We start from the raw sequence: 16,545 nt of genomic DNA, 5'->3' as shown, positions 1-16,545 counted from the left end.
GACGGCGTGGCCCTGATCGGAGCGCTGATGCGCTCAACAGGCCGCCTCCACTCACTTGGCACGTCGCGCCGCCGCCAGCGCGCGGCGCGCCCAGTCCCGGGCCGGCTCGGGATCCTCGAGGATCGCTTCCGGCGCCCGGTGGTAGGAGAGCTGCACCACCCTGCCCCGGCGACGGTACGCGAAGGGCTCGAGTCCCTCGCGCTGGAAGTCCTCGAGGTTCTGCGCATCCGCCTTGAGGTAGAGCGTCTCGTCGGACACCAGGGCGAACATCACCCCGTCATGGTAGACGCCATGGCCGCCGAACATCCGCCGCACGCTGATCGGCCCCAGCAGCGCGAAGACATCCGAGAGGTAATCCGTGAACTCGCTCATGGGCGCTCCTTGTCACGACACCGGGAACCTGCCTGCGCATGCGGGAACCGGGCCTCATCCGACCGAGGCGCGCAGGCGACTGCAACGCTCCAGCATCCAGGAGGCCTGGGCGCGACGAAACACCTTCTCCGCGCCGCCAAGCTCCAGTCCGGCCCCTTCCGTATCGCCCGCGAGGATCAACAGCTCGGCCAGGCGCAGCCGGGCGGTTGCAGCCTCGAGGGGGACATGCATTTCCTGGAAACAGTGCACCGCCTGGCGCAGCAGGCGAAGCGCCTCCTCGGCCTGCCCCTCGTCCAGCAGGATCTCGGCGCGGGCGGACATCACCTGACCGGTCACGGCGCCCAGCTCCCACTGCTCGGGATGGGCCTCCAGTTGCGCCAGGATCTCCCTGGCCTGGGGCAGCCTGCCCGAGAGTCCCGCCAGCAGGGCTGGCATGGGCCAGATAGCAGGCCCGGCGCTCGGCGACCGCCCAGCCCGTCTTCTCGGCACTGCGCAACAGACCTCGAATCGCCTCCTCGGTCCGCCCCCGGTAGTGCTGCAGCATGGCGTAGCCGGGATAGGGATCCCAGCCATCCGTATAGGCACCGTGGTAGGCCCTCTCCGCCGCGTCGAAGTCGCCCCGCATCAGGTGCAGGTCGCCCAGCAGCCGCTGGACATCACCCATCGCCCAGGGCGCACTGATCCGCAGCAACTCGTCGGCTTCGTGGATCGCGCGGCGCGCCCGATCCAGTTCGCCACAGGCGGCGAAGACCTCCGCGCGATGCAGCAGGCAGGCACCGGCGAAGGTATCGATGCCGCAGCGCTGGCACCATTGCGTGAAGCTCTCGGTCCATTGTTCCGCCCGCCGCCAGTCGCCGCGATTGCAGCATCCGGCGATCAGCCCACAGTAGACGATGCCCCCGATCAGCGGCGAGACATTCCCCGAGACCACGGCGGCGGCGGACTCATCCTGCAGTTCCGCTCCCAGGCGCGTCTGTCCCTGGGCCTGGAGGCCGATCCCCTCGTACAGCAGCGCCATGGTCTCGATGTCGGTATCGTGCAGCGCCCGGCCAATTGCCTGGGCCTCTCGTGCCCTCTCGAGGGCCTTGTCGAGGTCCCCCTCGAACAGGTGAAAGCGCGCCTGCATGCAGCGCAGGTAGCCATGCTGCGCGGACCGGGGCAACCCGCTCAGCAGCCGTTCGGCACGCTTCAGGCAGCCATGGGCAACGGCCGGCTCCATCGACTCGATCCTCAGGCGTGCCAGGCCAATCGTCGCCCGGGCGGCGGCCTCGGCATGGCCGGAGGCCGAGTAGGCCACGGCAGCGCGTTCCAGCGGGACGATCGCCTGCGGCAGGTTACCGGTGCACTGGGCGCTGATCGCCCAGCGCTCGAGTGACATGGCATCGAGGGGGTGCTGCGCATCGGCGAGCGCGTAGTGTTGCATCGCCTGTGCCCAGGCCTGTTGCCGGAAGGCGCGTTCGGCGTCCTCCCAGGAGGGAGCAGGAGGAGCGTCCATCCCAGGCGCGTCACTTCCGGCCGGCTGGGGCAGGCAGAAGCGGTATCCCCGCCGCGCATGGGTGCGGATCGCCTCACGGAGCCCCCCTTCCTCAAGGGCGACGCGCGCCAGGCTGACGGCGCGCTGCAGAGAGGCGTCGGTGACGACGACATCGGGCCAGAGCGCTTCCAGCAACTCGTCCTTGCCGACCACCCGCCCTTCATGGCTCACGAGGTAGTCGAGCAGATCGAACACCCGGGGCTGCAGGGGAATCTCGCGCCCCTTCAGGCGCAGCTCACGACGCGCGTCATCCAGCTCGAAGTCGGCAAAACGTCGGATCACCGGCAGCACCCCGCCATCTCGGTGGCCATCCTAGGATCATGAAAGCATCAGGAATTGATCAGCTGACGAACAGGACTCGGGGGGCACCAGCGACGCACGATGAAGGTGTTCAAACAGCGAGGGGCATCCGGCGATTCCGGGCGCGCTGAGCAACCTGAACGAGATCACCCGACCACAACATGAGGAGTATAACCCATGAACACCTATCTCATCCGTCGTCGCAGCAACTGGGCCGATGCCGCTGCCCTCGAGAAGACCGCCGGTGTCTCCACGCGTGTCGGCAATGAGGAAATGCCCCACCAGGTGCGCTGGATCCGTTCCTACGTGGTGGCCGAGGACGATGGCCGCCTGGGCACCGCCTGCATCTACCAGGCGGTCGACGAAGCCGCGATCCGCAAGCATGCCAGGCGTGTCGGGATGTCGGCCGACGAGATCACCCGCATCGACGCCACGTTGGTGGTGCGCGATGACCCGGTAGCGGACGCACAAGACACTGCCAGCCACGTCGCCTAGGCACCGCGACGGCCGTGGTGGCAGGACGCTCACCCCGGCCGCCTCTCCTCGCGGGGCACCACGCGTGCCGCCGACGGGAGGATGACAGTCGCCGATACCCTCACGCATGCCAAAAGATCCACGACATCAGGAAGCCGACCATGAACACCAAGCTGACCCTTTCCGCCCTGCTCATCGCCGCCCTGCCCCTGGCGGCCCAGGCCGACAACGCCGCCGAACGCGCCCTGCAGCTCAACCAGGCGCCGTTGGCGCCACTGAGCCAGAACGCCCGGCCGGTGCACCAGAAGATCGAGACCGTCGAGTTCGATGGCGACAGCGCGGCGATGCAGCAGGCTCGCGCCAACCTCAAGGCACGCCCCATCGAGACCCGCTTCGCGGCCACCGCCGACGGGCTTGCCCCGGCACGGGACGCCACCAGCTGAGCCCATCAGGCCACCTTGCCTTCGCTGCCCCGCCATGGCGAGGCAGCGTCGTTTCCCGCCACCCGAGGTCTCCCCGGCCTCACGACGCCTGCAGCGCGCGCTCCTCCTTGCGATGCTGCAGCGGTGACACCCCGAAGCAGCGCTTATAGTCGCGGCTGAACTGCGAGACACTGCGATAGCCCACCGCTTCGGCGGCCTGGTTCACGTTGCTCTCCTCCTGGACGAGCAGCTGCTGGGCCTTGATCAGGCGCAGCCGCTTGAGGTACTGCAGCGGCGAGGCCTGGGCGACCTGCTTGAAGTGCTGGTGGAAGGTCGACGGGCTCATGTTGGCCTGGCGGGCCAGCGCCTCCACCGAGACCTCCTCCGCGTAATGGGCATGCAGCCACGACAGCACCTGGACGATTCGCGAGTAGTGCCCCTGGTGCAGCACCAGGGCGCGCAGCGCCGGCCCCTGCTGGCCCTTCAGCGCCTCGAACACCACGTCCCGTACCCGCAGCTCACCCATGGCGGCGGTCTCGGCGGGATCGTGCAGCGTCTGCAGCAACCGCACCACGGCGCCGTGCATGCCATCGGTCATCGACACCGAGGCCATGGGCACGGGACTCGCTTCCGCTTCCCCGTCCTGCTCGCCCATGGCCGTCACCAGCTCACCGAGCAGCGCCGGGTCCAGGCGTATCGACATACCCAGCACCGGCGCCTCGGCCGAGGCATGGGTCTCGCACTCGAAGGGCAACGGCAGCGTCTGCACCAGGTACTGGCCGGGGCCGTAATGGATCTCGCGGTCGCCGAGATAGCCGATCTTGTAGCCCTGGGCGACGATGATCAGACTCGGTTCATACATCAGCGGCGTGCGCGCGCAGGGCCGGTGCGACGCCACCAGCGACACCACCGGCAACGCCGTCGGCATGAAGCCATCGCGCTCGATCAGCGGCGCCAACAGCTCGACCAGTGGACATGAGAGGGCTTGTGAGACGTGCATCCCGGGTTCCTTTTCCTGAGGCTGATGCCAAACGATCGTGATAGTTTTAGCAGAAATTTTATCGGATTTACGGCAACATTCATAGGAATGAGCAAGATCGCCGGACAAACCACGGTCCCCGACGGCACCCTGCCCCGCCATAATGTCGCCAACCTCATCACGAGGCCACAGCGCTCCAGAGGACAGCTCCTCACCCTCGAGCGCCGTGTGATTCCCCACGACATCAGGAAGCCGATCATGAAGACCCGACTGACCCTTTCCGCCCTGCTCATCGCCGCCCTGCCGCTGGCCGCCCAGGCCGACAACGCCGCCGAGCGTGCCCTGCATCTCCACCAGGCGCCACTGGCGCCCCAGGGCCGGCACGTCGAGCCGGCTAGTCAGGCGACCGAAACCGTCGGGTCCGGAGGCGACAGCGCGGCCATGCAGCAGGCCCGCACGGCCTTGAAGGCCAACACCATCGATACTCGCTTCGCGGCCTCCGCCGATCGGCTCGCCCCGGCCCGGGATGCCACCAGCTGAGCATCGGAACCATCCCCATGCTCGCGATGTCCCCGCCACGGCGGGGCATCGCCCCCGTCGCACACCGATCATGACGATTTTTTCGCCCCGGGAGGGAAGGAGCACGCCGCCTCTCGGAGAAACGTGCAAAAAACCCGGAGGAACGTTGGTCCCAGGCGGCCGCCCGCCTTCCCATAATGACAGCGTCCCCTATCTGGACACCTCACAGCGAGAGGAGAACCTTCCATGAGCCAGACCCGCGCCTATGCGGCCCACGCCGCCGACCAGCCCCTGGCCCCCTTCAGCTTCGAGCGCCGCCAGCCACGCCCGGACGATGTCGCCATCGAGATCCTCTACTGCGGCGTCTGCCACAGCGACCTGCACTTCGCCCGCGACGACTGGGGCATGACCCGCTTCCCCATTGTGCCCGGCCACGAGATCGTCGGCCGTGTCACCGCGGTGGGTGACGAGGTGAGCCAGTTCCGGGTCGGCGACCTGGTCGGCGTCGGCTGCATGGTCGACTCCTGCCGCCACTGCCAGCCCTGCCAGGACGGCGTCGAGCAGTTCTGCCTCGAGGGCTTCACCATGACCTACGGCAGCGACGACCGCCAGGACGGCAGCTTCACCCAGGGCGGCTACTCGGACCAGATCGTGGTCAGCGAGCATTTCGTGCTGCGCATGCCCGAGGGCATCGACCTCGCCTCCGCCGCACCGATCCTGTGCGCCGGCATCACCACCTACTCGCCGCTCAGGCACTACGGCGTCCAGGCCGGCCACAAGGTCGGGGTGATCGGCATGGGTGGCCTCGGCCACATGGGCGTCAAGCTGGCCAAGTCACTGGGCGCCGAGGTGACCGTCTTCACCCGCTCCGAGGCCAAGGTCGAGGAAGCCCGCCGCCACGGCGCCGACCACGTGGTGGTCTCCAGCGACGCCACACAGATGGAAGCGGTGGCCGAGACCTTTGATTTCATGCTCGACACCGTGCCGGTCCAGCACGACCTGAACCCCTATCTGGCGGCCCTGAAGTACGACGGCACCCATATCCTGGTGGGCCTGCTCGACCCCATCGAACCGGCCATCGAGGGCTTCAACCTGGTGTTCAAGCGCCGCGTGCTGGCCGGTTCGCTGATCGGCGGCATCGAGGAGACTCAGGAGCTGCTCGACTTCTGTGCCGAACATGATATCCGCTGCGATATCGAGACCATCGACATCCAGGACATCAATACCGCCTTCGAACGCATGCAGAAGGGTGACGTGCGCTACCGCTTCGTCATCGACATGGCCTCGCTCAAGGCCTGAGGCCCGACCGCCGGCCGCCCCTGGGCGGCCGGCCTCATCGAGGTCACGCCAGCCAGCACCGATTGGCGTGACATGACGACGATGCCCTAGGTATTCCCGATCATCACGGCATCCATTCAGAGGACGAGACCGATGCAAGCACGCTACTTCACCATCAACGACCACCCCCAGGGCACCCCGGCACGGTCGCTGTTCGAGCTCCACGAGAGCGAGCTGCCGGCACTGGCCGACGGCGAGGTGCGGGTGCGCAATACCTGGCTCTCGGTGGACCCCTACATGCGCGGCCGCATGAGCGGCGTGACCACCTACATCGAGCCCTTCGCGCTGAACGCGCCGCTGGAGGGCGCCGCCATCGGCGAGGTGATCGAGTCCCGCGATGCGGCCTTCCCGGTGGGCACCAGGGTGCGCCACATGGCCGGCTGGCGCGATGTCGCCCAGCTGCCCGGCGCCGAACTCGAGCCACTGCCCGGCTTCAAGGTGCCCGAGCAGGCCTACCTGGGCGTGCTGGGCATGCCGGGCATGACCGCCTGGACCGGGCTGAACCGCATCGCCGAGATGCAGGAAGGCGACAACGTGCTGGTCAGCGGGGCCGCCGGCGCGGTGGGCTCGCTGGCCGTGCAGCTGGCCAAGGCCAGGGGCGCCAGCGTGGTCGGCATCGCCGGCTCCCGGGACAAGCTGGACTGGCTCGAGTCCCGGGGGGTCAAGGCGGTCGGCTACCAGGGCAAGGATGCCGCCCAGCTCACCGAGGCGCTGCAAGCGGCCTGCCCCGAGGGATTCGACGTCTACTACGAGAACGTCGGAGGGACCTGCCTGGAGGCGGCCCTGAACACCCTCAGGGTCGGCGCGCGCATCGCCGTCTGCGGCATGATCGCCCGCTACAACGAGGCCACCCCCAGCGCCGGCCCCGGCAACCTGGCGATGATCCTGATCCGCCGCGCCCGCATGGAAGGCTTCATCGTCTTCGACCACTGGGCCCACTACCCCGAGTTCCTCGAGGCGGTCGGCCCGCAGGTCGAAAGCGGCCGGCTCGACTACGAGGAAACCGTGGAGGACGGCCTGGAGAACACCCCGGATGCCTTCCTCAAGCTCTTCGAGGGCGCCAACCGCGGCAAGATGCTGGTCCGGCTATGAGCGACCCCGCCGGGGGCGCCCCCCGGGACGTGGTGGCGGTGATCCTGGCTGCCGGGGCATCCCGGCGCTTCGGCGCCGACGACAAGCGCCGGGCCCGACTGCCAGATGGCCAGCCCCTGCTGGCCGCTGCGGTGGCCAACGCCGCGGCGGCCTTTCCCCGGCTGCGCGTGGTGCTCCGCGACGACGACGAGCCCGAGGCACTCGGGCTCACGCCCGATACGCCCGTCATTCGGGCGCCCCATGCCCGCGACGGGCTCGGGGCGAGCCTCGCCGACGCCTTCGCCGGCCTGGCGGGCGACCCGGCCCTGGCGGATACCGTGGCCGCGGCGGTGCTGCTCGGCGATATGCCCTGCCTGTCGCCCGAGACGCTCGGGGAGCTGCGGGACCGCGCCACGGGGGCGCGCATCGTCCGCCCCCGCCATGCCGGCCGACCGGGCCATCCGGTGCTGTTCGGCCGCGAGTTCTGGGCCGAGCTGAGCGCCCTGGCGGGCGACGAGGGCGCCCGCGGCATCGTTGCCCGCCACCGCTCGCGATGCCTCGAACTCGCGGTGGACGACCCCGGCATCCATGTCGATATCGACCTGGCCGCAGACCTGGCCGCCCTGCCGTCGCAGCGCCCCGGCCCCCCGGCGCCGGAGCAGGGCATGGCGCCCGCCACGCGCCCCGGCGGCGACGACGACGCTGACCCGAATGATCGCCGAGAACCACAAGGAGAACGACCGTGACCACCCTGACCATCAATGGGCAGACCCACGAGCTGGATGCTCCGGACGACATGCCCCTGCTGTGGGCGATCCGTGATCTCGTCGGCCACACCGGCACCAAGTACGGCTGTGGCAAGGGGCTCTGTGGCGCCTGCACCGTGCACCTGGACGGCCAGCCGACCCGCAGCTGCATCATCCCCCTCTCCGCCGTCGGTGATCGCCGGGTCGCCACCATCGAGGCGATGGCCGAGGACGCGACCGGCGCCAGCGTGCAGCAGGCCTGGCGCGAGCTCGACGTGGTCCAGTGCGGCTACTGCCAGTCGGGCCAGATCATGGCGGCCACGGCGCTGCTGCGCGACAACCCGGCGCCCGATGATGCAGCGATCGACGGCGCCATGAACGGCAATCTCTGCCGCTGCGCCACCTATGTACGGATACGCGCCGCCATTCACACGGCGGCGGCATCGCTCGGCCAGGAGGTGTCCTGATGCACGTATTGGCGAATCGACAGCATGACAAGGCCCCCGCGGCAGCGGACCGGCTGGTGAACATCAGTCGGCGCGGCTTCATGACGGGCACCGCCGGGCTCGCCCTGGGCCTCTACATGGTGCCCCTGCTGGGCCGCGGCGGTGGGGCCCGGGCCGCCGACGAAAACGGCGAATTCGCCCCCAACGCCTTCGTGCGCGTGTCGCCGGACGGCGAGGTGGTGGTGATCGCCAAGCACATCGAGATGGGTCAGGGCAGCTACACCGGACTGGCGACCCTGGTCGCCGAGGAGCTTGACGCCGACTGGGAGTCGGTGCGCGTCGAGGGCGCCCCGGCCGACACCAGGCGCTACAAGAACCTGGCGTTCGGCATCCAGGGCACCGGCGGCAGCACCGCCATCGCCAACGCCTTCGAGCAGATGCGCCGCGCCGGTGCCACCGCGCGGGCCATGCTGGTGGCGGCCGCCGCCGAGCGGCTCGAGGTCGCCCCTGCCAGCCTGAGCGTGCGCCAGGGCAAGGTGCTCCACGAGGCCTCCGGTCGCGAGCTCGGTTTCGGCGAGCTGGCCGAGGCCGCCGCCGGCCAGGCGGTGCCCGAGGAGGTCACGCTGAAATCCCCCGAGCGGTTCACGCTGATCGGCAAGCAGCGCCTGATGCGCCAGGACAGCCCCGCCAAGACCGACGGCAGCGCCCGCTTCACCCAGGACGTGCAGCTGGACGGCATGCTGGTCGCCGTGCCGGCGCATCCGCCGCGCTTCGGCAGCCGGCTGGCCAGCGTCGACGACGGCGAGGCACTGAAGGTGCCGGGCGTGGTGGCCAGCGTGCGCTTCCCCTCCCCGACCCGCGACGGCGACCTGGTCGCGGTGCTGGCCAGCAACACCTGGGCCGCCATTCGGGGCCGAGACGCCCTGACGCTCGAATGGGACGACGGACGGGCCTTCACCCTGGGCAGCGAGGAGATCGAGGCCGCCTACCGCGAGCGGGCCGGGGAACCCGGCAAGCCGGTCACCCGGCGCGGCGACGCCGACACCGCGCTGAACGAGGCGGCCCGGGTCATCGAGGCCGACTATGTGGTGCCCTACCTGGCCCACGCAGCCATGGAGCCGCTCGACTGTGTGGTGGACCTGCAGGACGATCACTGCACCATCCACAACGGCGAGCAGTGGCAGACCCTCGACCAGCAGGCAGTGGCGCAGCTGCTCGGCCTGTCGCCGGAGCGGGTGACCATCCACCAGCTCTATGCCGGGGGCAGCTTCGGCCGTCGCGCCAACCCGGTCAGCGACTATGTGCTGGAGGCGGTGGCGATCGCCAGGGCCGCCCGCGACCAGGACCGCAAGGCACCGATCAAGATGGTCTGGACCCGCGAGGACGACACCCGCGGCGGCCACTACCGCCCCCTCAATGTCCACCGCGCCCGCCTGGGCCTGGACGACAACGGCAAGCCCGTAGCCTGGCACCAGCGCATCGTCGGCCAGTCGATCCTCACCGGCACCTCGATGGAGTCGATGATGGTCAAGGGCGGCATCGACCCCACCTCCGTGGAGGGCGCCTCCGACCTGCCCTACACCGTGCCGGCGCTCCACGTCGAGCTGCACTCGCCGAGCGATATCGGCGTCCCGGTGCAGTGGTGGCGCTCGGTGGGCCATAGCCACACCGCCTTCTCCACCGAGGGGCTGATCGACGAGGCCGCGGTGGCCGCGGGCCAGGACCCCTACCGCTATCGCCGCGAGCTGCTGGCGGATCATCCCCGCTGGCGCGGCGTGCTGGACCTGGCCGCCGACAAGGCCGGCTGGACGTCACCGCTCGAACCGGGCGCCGAGGACGTGAAGCGCGGCCGCGGCATCGCCGTCCACCAGTCGTTCGGCAGTTATGTGGCCCAGGTCGCCGAGGTCTCGGTCGATGCGGAGAACACCCTCAGGGTCGACCGGGTGGTGTGTGCGGTCGACTGCGGGATGGCCGTCAACCCGGACGTGATCCGCGCCCAGATGGAAGGCGGCATCGGCTTCGCCCTGGCGGCCACCCTGCACAGCGAGATCACCCTCGATGGGGGCCAGGTGGTACAGTCCAACTTCAACGACTTCCAGGTGCTGCGCCACAACGAGATGCCCGAGATCGAGGTGCATATCGTGGCATCCGGCGAGGCGCCGACCGGCGTCGGCGAGCCGGGGGTGCCGCCGCTCGCCCCGGCGGTGACCAACGCCATCCACGCCGCCACCGGCCGGCGCCTCCGCCGCCTGCCGATCGCCGATCAGCTCGAGGCCTGACCATGCAGGCCCTGGATCTGGAGGTGGTCGAGGCCGCGCGACGCTGGCTGGCCGAGGGACACGAGCTCTGGTGGTGCACGGTGCTGTCGACCTTCGGCTCCGCGCCCCGCGCGCCGGGCGCGCTGCTGGTCGCCCGGGCCGATGGCCGACATGTCGGCTCCCTGTCGGGCGGCTGCGTGGAGGAGGACTTCCTGGCGCGCCTGACCACCGGGGCCTTCCGGGCCCCGGTTCAGGTCATCGCCTACGGGGCTGGCAGCGATGCGATCGACGCCAGCCGAGTGGGCCTGCCCTGCGGTGGGCGTCTCGAGGTGCTGGTGGAACACTGGCCCGCCGACCGGCGGGCGTTCCGCGAGCTGGAGGTCTACGCCGAGGCCCTGCGGGGCGGCCCCCTGCAGGAGCGCCATGTGACGCTGGACACCGGTGTCAGCCAGTGGACGACGGCCACTGCTCCGGGCCCGCGCGTGGAGCTCTTCGCCCGGGAGGCGAGGATTCGCGTCGGCCCGGCAGCGCGGCTGGTGATCGCCGGGATCTCGCCGGTCAGCCAGTACTGCGCACAGTTCGCGCAGTCGCTGGGCTTCGAGGTGGTGGTCTGTGATCCCCGTCCCGAGGCCTGGGCCGACTTCATCCCCGGCGACGCCCGCTGCCGGCGCGAGCTGCCCAGCGAGTACCTCAGGCGTCACCCCGCCCACTCGATGACCGCGGTGGTGGCCCTGACCCATGACCCTCGCCTGGACGACCTGACCATGATCGAGGCCGTCCGCGGCTCGGCCTTCTATGTGGGCGTCATGGGCTCGCAGCGCACCTCGGCGAACCGCGCCGAGCGGCTGCGGCGCAGCGGCGGCCTGGACGACGAGGCCCTCGCCCGCATCCGCATGCCGATCGGCCTGGACCTGGGCAGCAAGACGCCGGCCGAGATCGCCCTGGCGACCATGGCCGATGTGGTGCGGGTGATGCGCGGGCGGTAAGCTCGTCAGGGTAACGCACCTCGTCGTGTTGCGCCGGAGGAGCCTGATGACCTCATGAACCGGATCATCCGCCCCGAGCGCCTTTGCGCTGATTCGAGACCTGGTCGAGCAGTATCACGTCTGGGGAAATTTGCTGTTGCGTTTGACGTTTGTGGATCAGGTAGGCATCGCAATGAAAAACAAGGGTTTTACCACAAAGATTGTCCACGGCGATCGAGCATCGCCGATCGAGCACGGCTCCGTGCACAAGCCGGTGCATCACGTCGTTCTCTACGGTTACAACACCGCGGAAGAGCTCGCCGCGGTGTTCCAGAACAAGCAGCCCGGCTATTCCTACGGTCGGCAGAACAATCCGACCACCACTGCGCTGCAAACCAAGATCAGTGCGCTGGAAGCGGGTAGCGATACCATCTGTTTTGCCACCGGCATGGCGGCGATTACCGCCACCTGCTTGACGCTGCTCAAAGCCGGGGATCATCTGGTCTCCAGCCAGTTTCTGTTCGGTAACACCAACAGCCTGTTTCAGACGCTGACCCACTTCGGCATCGAGGTCACCTTCGTCGACGCCACCGATGTCGCCAATGTGGAAGCCGCGGTGCGACCCAATACCCGCATGGTCTTCGTCGAAACCATCGCCAACCCCTGCACTCAGGTGGCGGACCTGAAGGCGATCGGCGAATTCTGCCGCCGGCAGCACCTGGTCTACGTGGTCGATAACACCATGACCTCACCGGCACTGTTCTTGCCGAAGGCGGTCGGCGCCGGCTTGAGCATCAACTCGTTGAGCAAGTGCATCGCCGGCCACGGTGAAGTCCTGGGCGGCGCGGTCACGGATCTTGGCGAATTCGACTGGCGTCGCTACCCCAATATCAACCCCGCCTATCGGACAGGCGATCCACAGAAATGGGGCCTGCAACAGATTCGCAAGAAGGGGTTGCGTGATATGGGCGCGACCCTGGCACCGGACTCGGCCCACCGCATCGCCATCGGCTCGGAAACCCTGGCCCTGCGCATGGAAAAGGCCTGCAGCAATGCACAGGCGCTGGCAGAGTATTTCTCCCGGCACGAGGCGATCAAGCAGGTCTACTACCCGGGCCTCACGGCACATCCGCAACATCAGCGCGCACAGGAACTGTTCAACGGCTTCGGGGCCTTGATGAGCATCGATCTGGTCGACAACGATGCCTGCTTTGACGTGTTGAACAAGCTGCGAGGCGTGGTGCTCTCCAGCCACCTCGGCGACAATCGCACCCTGGCCATTCCGGTGGCGCACACCATCTTCTTCGAGATGGGGCCGGAACGGCGGGCGTCGATGGGCATCTCCGACGGCACCATTCGCCTCTCCGTGGGCATCGAGGATCGGGATGATCTGCTGGAGGACTTCGAGCGGGCGCTGGGGTAGCCGATATCGAGCGCTGCCGATAGCGCTGGTCGCCGATGAGGCCGGTGCCCTACTCGGGCATGTGGCCTTCTCCGCCGTGTCCCTCTCGGATGGCAGACCCGGCGGGTACGGCATGGGGCCGCTGGCGGCGGCGCTGGCCCGATGGCGCAAGCTCGAGGCGAGGGTGAGCTTCCCTGCGGCCTTCGATGTCCAATCCTGATATAGCCCTGCGGGCCGGAGATGGCGGTCGCATCACCGTTCCTCGAGGAGGCCTTATGGATCCTCGCCTGCTCTACTCCCTGGCGGCGGATGCCATCCTGGTGGTCCACGCGGCCTTCGTGCTGTTCGTGATCCTGGGACTCGCACTGACGCTGGTCGGCAAGCCTCTCGGCTGGCGCTGGGTGCGCAACCCGTGGTTCCGCCTCGCGCACCTGGGGGCGATCGGTTTCGTGGTGCTGGAGGCCTGGCTGGGCACCCTCTGCCCGCTCACCGTGTGGGAGATGGCGCTGCGGGAAAGGGCGGGGGACGTCGTGTATTCGGGCTCCTTCATTGCCCACTGGCTGCACCGGCTGCTGTTCTATCAGGCGCCCGCCTGGGTGTTCATCGCCGTCTACACGCTGTTCGGCGGCCTCGTCGGCCTCAGCTGGCTCTGGGTTCGCCCGCGTCCCCTGGGCCGCAAGGGACGCCCTGACCCCCGCTGAGTCACCCCGCGGGCTCGCGAGAGGGTTAGGCCGCATGGTGAGCCCTCTACACTTACAGGAGACAAGCCGCAGCGCAGTTGGATGTGGGTGTCACCTCGGCCGCCGCTCAGGGGGAAAGTCATGCCCATTCTCGACTTCGACCCGATACGCGATGTCTGGAGCAGCCTCGCGGCGGGCTATGATCGGCTCGTCACCCCCACGCACCTGTGGCTGGGCAACGAGGCCCTGCGCCGGGCGGGCCTCGTCCCCGGCATGTCGTTTCTCGACGTGGCCTGCGGCAGTGGTGCCTTGAGCCTGCCGGCGGCTCGCCTGGGGGCGCGGGTCACCGCCATCGACCTCTCCCCCGCCATGATCGAACGGCTCGAGGCCAGGGCCCGGCAGGCGGGGATCGACAACCTCGAGGCCCGGGCCATGCGCGGCGACGCCCTGCAGCTGGACGACGACACCTTCGACATGACGGCATCGCAGTATGGCGTCATGCTCTTCCCCGACTTCATGGCCGGCCTGGCCGAGATGGTCCGGGTCACCCGGCCGGGCGGCACGGTCATGGTGATCGCCCTCGGCCTTCCCGAGGAGGTCGATTTCATGTGCTTCCTGATGGACGCCATCCAGGCCGCGGTACCCGAGTTCCCTGATCTCTGCCCCGAGTCGCCCCCCCTGCCGTTCCAGCTCGGCAGGCCCAACAAGCTGCGTCATCGGCTGATCACCACCGGCCTGCGGGACGTCCGGGTGGAGCGGGTCACCGAATCCCTGCGCTTCAGATCGGGCCAGGCATTGTGGGACTGGCTGATGTACAGCAACCCCATCCCCGGCCAGCTGGTCGCCGACCTCTCGCAGCAGCAGCAGGCTCGGGTCCTCGAGGAGCTAGCGGCCAGGCTTCGGCAGCGCGCCGGAGATAACGCCTCCGCGGTGCTGACCAGCCGGGTCAATATCGGCATCGGCACGAAGCGTGACTGAGTGGCACGCGACACCCCGGGCCGTCTTGCGCTCGGCAGGGGCGGCAGGATGCGGATCCAGACACGCCAAGATCCTGCACCCCCAGCAACCAGGAGTGGCCATGAATCTCGGCATTCTTACCCTGCGGATCTCCCTTCCTGGCTGCGCCTCCCTCAAGGAGAAGCGTCAGCGCATGCGCGGCATGCACCAGCGCTACGGCCGCAACCCGGCGGTGGCGGTCTGCGAAAGCGCCGAGCGTGAACGCCTGGAGACCAGCGAATGGACCTTCGCGGTGGTCGGGCAGACGGTGCCGGAGGTCGAGTCGCTATGCAGCGAGATCGAGGACAGGGTGCAGCGCACGGTCGATGGCCGAGTGATGGACGCCAGCCGGGAGATGCTCTGACCACGCAGGTGGCAGCCAATGGATTTCGCCCATACTAGCAGGAGGCCGATGCCCGCCCGTCGCCGGGCACACACGCCCCTGTAACAGTCCGGCGGCAGGCTGGGGTCGCCCCACCCGGGAACCACCACCAAGGATAGCGAGGCCCACGATGAAACGGATGACCCTGACGCTCACTCTCTGCTGGCTGCCGTGGCTGCTGGCCTCGGCCCCAGTGTCGGCGGCGCCGAACGATGCCGTCGCGGCCGCGGCCGGCCGCGTCACCCTCGGCCCCCGCCCCCTGGCCCTGGTGCAGGCCATGGACGAGGACAGCCCGCGGGAACGTGAGCTCAAGGCGGACCTGCTGCGCTGCGCCGCCGGCGACCGGCCCTGGCGCCGCAGCGACTTCACCATCGGCCATCGCGGGGCCCCCCTGCAGTTTCCCGAGCACACCCGCGAGTCCTACCTCACCGCGGCCCAGATGGGGGCCGGAGCCATCGAGTGCGACGTGACCTTCACCGCCGACCAGGAACTCGTCTGTCGGCACTCCCAGTGCGACCTCCATGCCACCACCAACATCCTCGAGACCGACCTGGCCCGGAAGTGCAGCGTGCCGCCGGCCTTCGACCCGGACAGCGGCGAGCTGACCAACGCGGCCGAGGTCCAGTGCTGCACCAGCGACATCAGCCTGGCCGAGTTCAAGACCCTGCAGGGCAAGATGGATGGCGCCGACACCGAGGCGCGCAGTGTCGCGGCCTACCTCGACGGCACGCCCGGCTGGCGCACCGACCTCTACGCCGATCGCGGCACCCTGATGACCCACGCCGAGAGCATCGAGCTGTTCACGGCGCTGGGCGTGCGGATGGCGCCGGAGCTCAAGGCCCCGAGCGTCGCCATGCCCTTCGAGGGCATGAGCCAGGCCGACTACGCCCAGAAGATGATCGACGAGTATGAAGACGCCGGCGTGCCGGCAAGCGAGGTCTTCCCGCAGTCGTTCAACCTGGAGGACGTGCGCTACTGGATCGAACATGAGCCGACCTTCGGCGACCAGGCCGTCTACCTGGACGACCGCTACGACCTCGAGGACTTCGATCACCGCGACCCGGCCAGCTGGACGCCGAGCATGGAAGAACTCGCCGAGCAGGGCGTGAAGATCCTGGCGCCGCCCATGTGGATGCTGCTGGCGGCCAACCCCGGGGCCGACGACGGCGAGAGCCGCATCGTGCCCTCGGTCTACGCCGAGCGCGCCAGCGATGCCGGGCTGGACCTGATCGCCTGGAGCTTCGAGCGCTCCGGCCCGCTGAGCCGGGACGGCGAGTGGTACCACCAGACCACCGATGCGGTCATCGACGGCAACGGCGACAAGCTGCTGACCCTGGACGTGCTGGCCCGGGACGTGGGAGTCCGTGCCCTGTTCTCCGACTGGCCCGCCACCGTCACCTTCTACGACAACTGCATGGCCCCCGAGGCCTGAGCCCTCTCCCCAGGCCGCGCCCGGCGCGGCCTGTCCCTGCCCGCCTGCCCTGCCTTGCCCAATGGCGTTCGTCCCGGTGCCCCCCGGGACGGCGCAATGCCCGTCCCGATCGCGCCAAAGTGGCCGATATGAACCGGATCTGCCCTGTCTGCCTCTCACCTTCCGGCACGGTAAGCGCGATGCTGGCCCCATGGGGACAGGCCCCAGGCGAGGGCCATCCCGGACGCGG

18 protein-coding genes and 1 pseudogene are annotated in these 16,545 nt (G+C 69.0%); 15 read left to right on the top strand and 4 right to left on the bottom strand.

Annotation, left to right across the window (positions count from 1 at the left end; all coding sequences use genetic code 11):
- Positions 1-51: 51 nt before the first annotated feature.
- Together QWY76_RS13245 and QWY76_RS13240 are read right to left on the bottom strand one after the other, a co-directional pair.
- Entirely contained in the window at positions 52-372 is a 321-nt protein-coding gene (locus tag QWY76_RS13245) for a TfoX/Sxy family protein (protein WP_290311742.1), read from the bottom strand.
- A 54-nt stretch (positions 373-426) separates the two neighbouring features.
- On the bottom strand, positions 427-807 hold the full coding sequence (locus QWY76_RS13240) for a hypothetical protein (RefSeq protein ID WP_290311741.1): 381 nt from the start codon (positions 805-807) through the stop codon (positions 427-429).
- Here QWY76_RS13240 and QWY76_RS20170 point away from each other — a divergent pair.
- Positions 806-1,747 carry a hypothetical protein gene (locus QWY76_RS20170; RefSeq protein ID WP_290311740.1) on the top strand — a complete coding sequence of 314 codons (942 nt, stop codon included), beginning with the start codon at positions 806-808 and terminating at the stop codon, positions 1,745-1,747. The genes QWY76_RS13240 and QWY76_RS20170 overlap by 2 nt on opposite strands.
- Positions 1,748-1,963: 216 nt before the next feature.
- On the opposite strand, the pseudogene QWY76_RS20165 reads toward QWY76_RS20170, so the two are convergent.
- Positions 1,964-2,077 (bottom strand): annotated as a pseudogene (locus QWY76_RS20165) (winged helix-turn-helix domain-containing protein); the annotation flags it as partial.
- Positions 2,078-2,383: 306 nt separating this feature from the next.
- Between QWY76_RS20165 and QWY76_RS13225 the strand changes: the two are divergent.
- Together QWY76_RS13225 and QWY76_RS13220 are read left to right on the top strand one after the other, a co-directional pair.
- Complete coding sequence (locus QWY76_RS13225; RefSeq protein ID WP_290311738.1) at positions 2,384-2,701, top strand: nickel-binding protein; 318 nt, start codon at positions 2,384-2,386, stop codon at positions 2,699-2,701.
- Positions 2,702-2,841: 140 nt separating this feature from the next.
- Positions 2,842-3,123 carry a hypothetical protein gene (locus QWY76_RS13220; protein WP_290311737.1) on the top strand — a complete coding sequence of 94 codons (282 nt, stop codon included), beginning with the start codon at positions 2,842-2,844 and terminating at the stop codon, positions 3,121-3,123.
- Between the two features lie 79 nt (positions 3,124-3,202).
- Here the strand turns inward: QWY76_RS13220 and QWY76_RS13215 are convergent, their stop codons facing one another.
- Positions 3,203-4,102: an AraC family transcriptional regulator gene (locus tag QWY76_RS13215; protein WP_290311736.1), complete on the bottom strand. Its 900-nt coding sequence runs from the start codon at positions 4,100-4,102 to the stop codon at positions 3,203-3,205.
- Positions 4,103-4,339: 237 nt separating this feature from the next.
- On the opposite strand from QWY76_RS13215, the gene QWY76_RS13210 reads away from it, so the two are divergent.
- The 12 genes from QWY76_RS13210 (at position 4,340) to QWY76_RS13155 (ending at position 16,316) form a co-directional block, all read left to right on the top strand.
- Complete coding sequence (locus tag QWY76_RS13210) at positions 4,340-4,621, top strand: hypothetical protein (protein ID WP_290311734.1); 282 nt, start codon at positions 4,340-4,342, stop codon at positions 4,619-4,621.
- Positions 4,622-4,846: 225 nt separating this feature from the next.
- A complete protein-coding gene (locus QWY76_RS13205; protein WP_290311732.1) occupies positions 4,847-5,899 on the top strand; it encodes an NAD(P)-dependent alcohol dehydrogenase in 1,053 nt (350 codons plus the stop codon).
- A 132-nt stretch (positions 5,900-6,031) separates the two neighbouring features.
- Entirely contained in the window at positions 6,032-7,030 is a 999-nt protein-coding gene (locus QWY76_RS13200; protein ID WP_290311731.1) for an NADP-dependent oxidoreductase, read from the top strand.
- Positions 7,027-7,755 carry a nucleotidyltransferase family protein gene (locus QWY76_RS13195; RefSeq protein ID WP_290311730.1) on the top strand — a complete coding sequence of 243 codons (729 nt, stop codon included), beginning with the start codon at positions 7,027-7,029 and terminating at the stop codon, positions 7,753-7,755. Before QWY76_RS13200 ends, QWY76_RS13195 begins: the two co-directional genes overlap by 4 nt.
- Entirely contained in the window at positions 7,752-8,222 is a 471-nt protein-coding gene (locus QWY76_RS13190) for a (2Fe-2S)-binding protein (protein WP_290311729.1), read from the top strand. Before QWY76_RS13195 ends, QWY76_RS13190 begins: the two co-directional genes overlap by 4 nt.
- Positions 8,222-10,480, top strand: coding sequence for a xanthine dehydrogenase family protein molybdopterin-binding subunit (locus QWY76_RS13185; RefSeq protein ID WP_290311728.1), 2,259 nt, complete (start codon positions 8,222-8,224; stop codon positions 10,478-10,480). The genes QWY76_RS13190 and QWY76_RS13185 overlap by 1 nt, the downstream gene beginning before the upstream one ends.
- Positions 10,481-10,482: 2 nt before the next feature.
- Positions 10,483-11,445 carry an XdhC family protein gene (locus tag QWY76_RS13180; protein WP_290311727.1) on the top strand — a complete coding sequence of 321 codons (963 nt, stop codon included), beginning with the start codon at positions 10,483-10,485 and terminating at the stop codon, positions 11,443-11,445.
- A 136-nt stretch (positions 11,446-11,581) separates the two neighbouring features.
- A complete protein-coding gene (locus tag QWY76_RS13175; RefSeq protein ID WP_290311726.1) occupies positions 11,582-12,847 on the top strand; it encodes a cystathionine gamma-synthase family protein in 1,266 nt (421 codons plus the stop codon).
- Positions 12,848-13,101: 254 nt separating this feature from the next.
- Positions 13,102-13,527, top strand: coding sequence for a DUF2784 domain-containing protein (locus QWY76_RS13170; RefSeq protein ID WP_290311725.1), 426 nt, complete (start codon positions 13,102-13,104; stop codon positions 13,525-13,527).
- A 120-nt stretch (positions 13,528-13,647) separates the two neighbouring features.
- Positions 13,648-14,484, top strand: a complete 837-nt coding sequence (locus QWY76_RS13165; protein WP_290311724.1) for a class I SAM-dependent methyltransferase — start codon at positions 13,648-13,650, stop codon at positions 14,482-14,484.
- A 100-nt stretch (positions 14,485-14,584) separates the two neighbouring features.
- A complete protein-coding gene (locus QWY76_RS13160; protein WP_290311723.1) occupies positions 14,585-14,866 on the top strand; it encodes a DUF503 domain-containing protein in 282 nt (93 codons plus the stop codon).
- Positions 14,867-15,014: 148 nt separating this feature from the next.
- On the top strand, positions 15,015-16,316 hold the full coding sequence (locus QWY76_RS13155; protein ID WP_435388983.1) for a glycerophosphodiester phosphodiesterase family protein: 1,302 nt from the start codon (positions 15,015-15,017) through the stop codon (positions 16,314-16,316).
- The last annotated feature ends 229 nt before the right edge of the window (positions 16,317-16,545 follow it).

It is taken from the genome of Halomonas maura (genome assembly GCF_030409305.1).
Taxonomy (GTDB): Bacteria; Pseudomonadota; Gammaproteobacteria; order Pseudomonadales; family Halomonadaceae; genus Halomonas; species Halomonas maura.
The sequence above is the reverse complement of the archived record's forward strand: the minus strand, read 5'-3'. Positions and strand labels throughout refer to the sequence as shown.

Bases quoted from the DNA above. Each gene is read 5' to 3' on its own strand.
- QWY76_RS13245 (WP_290311742.1), bottom strand. From the start codon at position 372: ATGAGCGAGTTCACGGATTACCTCTCGGATGTCTTCGCGCTGCTGGGG.
- QWY76_RS20170 (WP_290311740.1), top strand. From the start codon at position 806: ATGGGCCAGATAGCAGGCCCGGCGCTCGGCGACCGCCCAGCCCGTCTT.
- QWY76_RS13240 (WP_290311741.1), bottom strand. From the start codon at position 807: ATGCCAGCCCTGCTGGCGGGACTCTCGGGCAGGCTGCCCCAGGCCAGG.
- QWY76_RS13225 (WP_290311738.1), top strand. From the start codon at position 2,384: ATGAACACCTATCTCATCCGTCGTCGCAGCAACTGGGCCGATGCCGCT.
- QWY76_RS13220 (WP_290311737.1), top strand. From the start codon at position 2,842: ATGAACACCAAGCTGACCCTTTCCGCCCTGCTCATCGCCGCCCTGCCC.
- QWY76_RS13215 (WP_290311736.1), bottom strand. From the start codon at position 4,102: ATGCACGTCTCACAAGCCCTCTCATGTCCACTGGTCGAGCTGTTGGCG.
- QWY76_RS13210 (WP_290311734.1), top strand. From the start codon at position 4,340: ATGAAGACCCGACTGACCCTTTCCGCCCTGCTCATCGCCGCCCTGCCG.
- QWY76_RS13205 (WP_290311732.1), top strand. From the start codon at position 4,847: ATGAGCCAGACCCGCGCCTATGCGGCCCACGCCGCCGACCAGCCCCTG.
- QWY76_RS13200 (WP_290311731.1), top strand. From the start codon at position 6,032: ATGCAAGCACGCTACTTCACCATCAACGACCACCCCCAGGGCACCCCG.
- QWY76_RS13195 (WP_290311730.1), top strand. From the start codon at position 7,027: ATGAGCGACCCCGCCGGGGGCGCCCCCCGGGACGTGGTGGCGGTGATC.
- QWY76_RS13185 (WP_290311728.1), top strand. From the start codon at position 8,222: ATGCACGTATTGGCGAATCGACAGCATGACAAGGCCCCCGCGGCAGCG.
- QWY76_RS13180 (WP_290311727.1), top strand. From the start codon at position 10,483: ATGCAGGCCCTGGATCTGGAGGTGGTCGAGGCCGCGCGACGCTGGCTG.
- QWY76_RS13170 (WP_290311725.1), top strand. From the start codon at position 13,102: ATGGATCCTCGCCTGCTCTACTCCCTGGCGGCGGATGCCATCCTGGTG.
- QWY76_RS13165 (WP_290311724.1), top strand. From the start codon at position 13,648: ATGCCCATTCTCGACTTCGACCCGATACGCGATGTCTGGAGCAGCCTC.
- QWY76_RS13160 (WP_290311723.1), top strand. From the start codon at position 14,585: ATGAATCTCGGCATTCTTACCCTGCGGATCTCCCTTCCTGGCTGCGCC.
- QWY76_RS13155 (WP_435388983.1), top strand. From the start codon at position 15,015: ATGAAACGGATGACCCTGACGCTCACTCTCTGCTGGCTGCCGTGGCTG.